General features: G+C 69.8%; 5 protein-coding genes. All 5 read right to left on the reverse strand.

Going from position 1 to position 4,307, the window contains the following annotated elements:
- Positions 1–721 (reverse strand): uroporphyrinogen-III synthase (locus Y706_RS25660; RefSeq protein WP_043436226.1); only part of this gene is annotated, 721 nt, incomplete at its 3' end.
- A 19-nt stretch (positions 722–740) separates the two neighbouring features.
- Positions 741–1,739, reverse strand: a complete 999-nt coding sequence (gene hemC / locus Y706_RS0114770; RefSeq protein ID WP_028277193.1) for a hydroxymethylbilane synthase — start codon at positions 1,737–1,739, stop codon at positions 741–743.
- Positions 1,736–3,028, reverse strand: coding sequence for a ferrochelatase (locus tag Y706_RS0114775; protein WP_043436227.1), 1,293 nt, complete (start codon positions 3,026–3,028; stop codon positions 1,736–1,738). Before Y706_RS0114775 ends, hemC begins: the two co-directional genes overlap by 4 nt.
- Positions 3,025–3,771 (reverse strand): hydrogen peroxide-dependent heme synthase, encoded by a 747-nt coding sequence (gene hemQ / locus Y706_RS0114780; protein WP_028277195.1) that lies wholly within the window; start codon positions 3,769–3,771, stop codon positions 3,025–3,027. The genes Y706_RS0114775 and hemQ overlap by 4 nt, the downstream gene beginning before the upstream one ends.
- Before the next feature lie 317 nt (positions 3,772–4,088).
- Positions 4,089–4,307 (reverse strand): hypothetical protein (locus Y706_RS29330; RefSeq protein ID WP_028277196.1); only part of this gene is annotated, 219 nt, incomplete at its 5' end.

A 4,307-nucleotide genomic window follows, 5' to 3' on the forward strand; every position in this document is an offset into this window, starting at 1 on the left:
CGACGGCGTGCAGCCGGCCGGCCCCGATTTCGGTTTTCGCCTCGGCCGTGGTGAGCACGGTGGGCGGCGCGTCCTGCCCGGCCGGACTGATCCCCTGCGACAAGGTCGCCTGCGGCGGGGCCGGTGGGAATGCGGGCAGCGCCCGGCGCGGATCGGCAGGATAGTCGACGGTGTTGTACGCGGTGACGGCCTGGACGGCCGCACCGCGGGCCTCGAGGCCCTTGCGCAGCCGCGGGTCCGCTATGTCCGCCTGTGGCAGGAGCACGCTGCCCTGGTTCGCGGGCCAGATGTCGAGCAGGCCCGTGCCGGATTGCTGGCCCGTGGGCGCAAGGTCGACGCTGATGCCCCGGGACTCCAGCTCACGGCGGGTCGCCGGGCCGATCGTGGCCACGAGGATGCTGCCGGGCAGCCAGTTGCTCAGGGAGGCGCCGCGTTCGGCGGCTTTCGCCTCCAGTGCCTGGACCGTGGTCACGCTGCTGATCACGAGCCACGTGTAGGCCCCGGCGCCGAGGGCGTCGAAGGCGACGTCGAGGGAGTGCTGGTCGCTGGCCTGCTCAAAGTCAATCAGCGGGAGCAGCAACGGCTCGGCGCCGGCACGGCGGAGGGCCGAGACGAGTTCCCCCGCGCGGTCCGGGCTGCGGGCAACCAGCACGCGGGCGCCCTCCGGCACCCTCATGCCGGTTGGGCCGCCCGTGTGGTTGCGGTCGCTGTGGGGTGCCATGAAGTGCTGGATCCGCGGTTCAGGAAGCTGCCAGGTCCGCGATGTCCGCGGCGCCTCGGGCCAGCAGGACTTCCGCCAGCTCGATCCCGAGCAGCGTTGCCCCGACCTCGGTGAGGCCGTCGGTGGCTTTCTTGTCGCGGACGGTTGCCGTGCCGTCGACGGCGCAGACCACCGCTTCGAGGTACAGCATGCTGCCCTTGCGGTAGGCGTAGGCTCCCACCGGGGCGGCGCATCCGGCCTCCAGCCGGGCCAGCAAAGCCCGTTCGGCCGTGACGGCGAGCCGGGTGTCCGGATCATCGAGGGCCGCGAGGGCCTGCGCCAGCACGCCCTGGGAGCCCTCCGTGGACCCGGCCCTGCGGGGAGCGTCGGCGGTCCGGCATTCGATCGCCAAGGCACCCTGCCCGGCGGCCGGCAGCATGATGTCCGTCTCAAGGTATTCGCTGACCGTGTCGAGCCGGCCAATCCGGTGCAGTCCGGCGGCTGCGAGAACGACGGCGTCGAGGTCGTTCGACTTGCCGTCAACGACGGCATCGTTCGTGTTACCCGGCAGCCCGGGAACGCGTCCCAGCCGGGTGTCCACGTTGCCGCGGATGTCGCGGATGTCCAGGTCCGGACGCACGGCACGGAGCTGGGCCGCGCGGCGCGGGGAACCGGTGCCGACGCTCGCGCCGCTGGGCAGGTCGGCGAGCTTCAGCCCGTCGCGGGCGCACAGCACGTCCCGGACGTCGACGCGTTGGGGTGTGGCCGCGAGGCTCAGGCCGAGGGCCGGACCGGTCGGGAGGTCCTTGAGCGAATGCACGGCGATATCGCAGGTGTTCTGCAACAGGGCGTCGCGGAGCGCGGCGACGAAGACGCCGGTACCGCCCATCTGCGACAGCGAGCCTTTGAGGACGTCGCCGTCGGTCCGGATATGGACCAGCTCCACGGGGAACCCGCCGATGGCGGCCAGCTGGTCCGCGGTCTGCTGGGTCTGGGTCAGGGCGAGTTTGCTGGCGCGCGTGCCGATCCGGACGCTCATGCGGTCCCCTGCCCCGCCGCCGCAGCAGCCGCGGCTGCCCTTCCCGCCGCCGCGGGGGCGGCCGGGTAGGGATCGTGTCCGGTCCCGACGGTGGTGTCGGCTCCGGCGATGGTGGGCTTTTCGCCGCGGAAGTTAGCGCAGCAGCCGGGACGGCAGACGTCGTACCAGGGGCCGAGCTTGGTCAGGTGCGGCCGCTCGGCAATGTTGTTCGCGACGGTCCGCTCGCAGATGAGGTCGACAAGCCCGGCGACAAACTTGCGGTGCGTTCCGGGCGTGGGGACACGGGTTGCGGCCAGTTCCAGCCGGGCGCAGGTCTCAAGCGCCTCGGTGTCCAGGTCCCAGACCACTTCCATGTGGTCGCTGACAAAGCCCAGCGGCACAATCACGATGCCCTTGACGCCCTGGCCCGCGAGCTCCTCGATGGCGTCGTTGATGTCCGGCTCGAGCCACGGCACGTGCGGGGCGCCGGAGCGGGACTGGTAGACGAGGGACCAGGGTGCGGTCAGGCCGGTCGCGTCTTCCACCCGGCGGATGATCTCGGTGCCGGAGGCCAGGTGCTGTGCGGCGTAGGCGGAGTCTTCCTCAAAAGTGCGCGGCTCGCCCTCGGACCGGCCGGCGGCCTCGGCGTCGCGGGTCGGGATGGAGTGCGTCGCGAACAGGATGTGCACGGGGGCTTCCGGGGTGCCGGCCGCGGCCAGCTGGGCACGGACGTCGGCGAGGCCGGCGGCGGTTCCCTCGATGAAGGGCTCCACGAACCCGGGGTGGTCGAAGTACTGGCGCACCTTGTCGACCTCGAGCTTGCCGTCGAGCCCGGTTTCGGTCAGCGCCATGCCGATGTCCTCGCGGTACTGGCGGCAGCTGGAGTAACAGGAGTAGGCACTCGTGGTGAGCATGAGCACCTTGCGGTGGCCGGCGTCGTAGATCTCTTGCAGGGTCTGCGGGATGTACGGGTCCCAGTTGCGGTTGCCCCAGAACACCGGCAGCGCGATGCCGCTGGCTGCAAGTTCGGCCTCGAGGCCGGCCTTGAGCTGACGGTTCTGTCCGTTGATGGGGCTGATGCCGCCGTTGGCGCGGTAGTGGTGCGAGACCTCTTCGAGCCGTTCGTCGGGGATGCCGCGGCCGCGGGTGACGTTGCGGAGGAACGGGATGACGTCCTCCTGGCCTTCGGGCCCGCCGAACGAGGCGAGGAGCACGGCGTCGTACTCCTTGGGGGCCATCCGGCCGGCCTCGGTGACGGTGTTCACGGCGGTTACCGGGGCGGCGGATTCCTGCGGATCGATCGGGCTCATGCCAGGACCTCGGCGATCTCGGCGGCGGTGACGCGGCGGCCGGTGTAGAAGGGGATTTCCTCGCGGACGTGGTGCCGGGCTTCGGTGGCGCGCAGGTGGCGCATCAGGTCCACGAGGTCCACGAGCTCGGGGGCTTCCAGTCCGAGGATCCATTCCCAGTCGCCGAGGGCGAAGGAGGAGACGGTGTTGGAGATGACCTGGGGGAAATCGCGGCCCAGCATGCCGTGGTCGCGGAGCATGGCGCCGCGCTCGGCGTCCGGGAGCAGGTACCACTCGTAGGAGCGGACGAAGGGGTAGACGCAGAGCCATTCCGCCGGTTCCACACCGCGGGAAAACGCCGGGGTGTGGTTCTTGGCGAACTCGGCCTCCCGGTGCACGCCCATGGCGGACCAGACGATCTCGGTGCCGGCGAACAGCTTGCTGCGCCGGATGTCCCGCACTGCCCGCTGCAGCGCTTCCGGCCGGGGACCGTGCAGCCAGACCATGATGTCCGCGTCGGCCCGCATCGCCGAGACGTCGTAGCTGCCGCGGTGGACAACTCCGGCGTCGGCGAGGCTTTTCATCAGGGCCTCGAAGTCCTCAGCGGCATCGGCGCCGCGCAGGATGTCCGCTGACCGCTTGAATACGGTCCAAAGGGTGAAGAACTGCTCAGTTGAATCTTCGGGCGCCGATGCCCCGGCGACTGATTCTCCGGGGGCTGACATTCCGGTTTTAGTGACAGATTCGGCAGAAGTGTGGCTCATGTATACCAGTCATCAGGGCCTCGAAGTCCTCAGCGGCATCGGCGCCGCGCAGGATGTCCGCTGACCGCTTGAATACGGTCCAAAGGGTGAAGAACTGCTCAGTTGAATCTTCGGGCGCCGATGCCCCGGCGACTGATTCTCCGGGGGCTGACATTCCGGTTTTAGTGACAGATTCGGCAGAAGTGTGGCTCATGTATACCAGTCTGCCTCCTCTCCCCAACTAAGTCGAAAAAAAGCACTTCTACAACGCGTAGAAGTGCTTTATTTCACATGCGGGGCGCGGGAGGCGGGGGCGCGTCCGCGGGAGGCGGGTCCTGTCAGCCCCGGCGCATCCGGAGGACCGCGGCGCCGGCGCCGAACGAGAGCGCCACCAGGCCGATGCCCCAGCCGACCAGCGGGGACAGGCCGGCCGGTTCCAACGTCGAGGTTGCCTCGAGAGAGGAGTTGCCGGAGTGGCCCTTGGCCGGAGCCGGTGCCTGGGTCCAGCCGGCTGTGTTTGAACTCGTCGGGGACGGGTGCGGTGTGGCAGACGTCGA

The sequence above is a fragment of the Arthrobacter sp. I3 genome (genome assembly GCF_000520575.1).
Lineage (GTDB): Bacteria > Actinomycetota > Actinomycetes > Actinomycetales > Micrococcaceae > Arthrobacter > Arthrobacter humicola_A.

Coding starts and splice junctions, on each gene's coding strand:
- Y706_RS0114775 (WP_043436227.1), bottom strand. CDS start 3,028: ATGAGCCCGATCGATCCGCAGGAATCCGCCGCCCCGGTAACCGCCGTG.
- hemQ (WP_028277195.1), bottom strand. CDS start 3,771: ATGAGCCACACTTCTGCCGAATCTGTCACTAAAACCGGAATGTCAGCC.
- hemC (WP_028277193.1), bottom strand. CDS start 1,739: ATGAGCGTCCGGATCGGCACGCGCGCCAGCAAACTCGCCCTGACCCAG.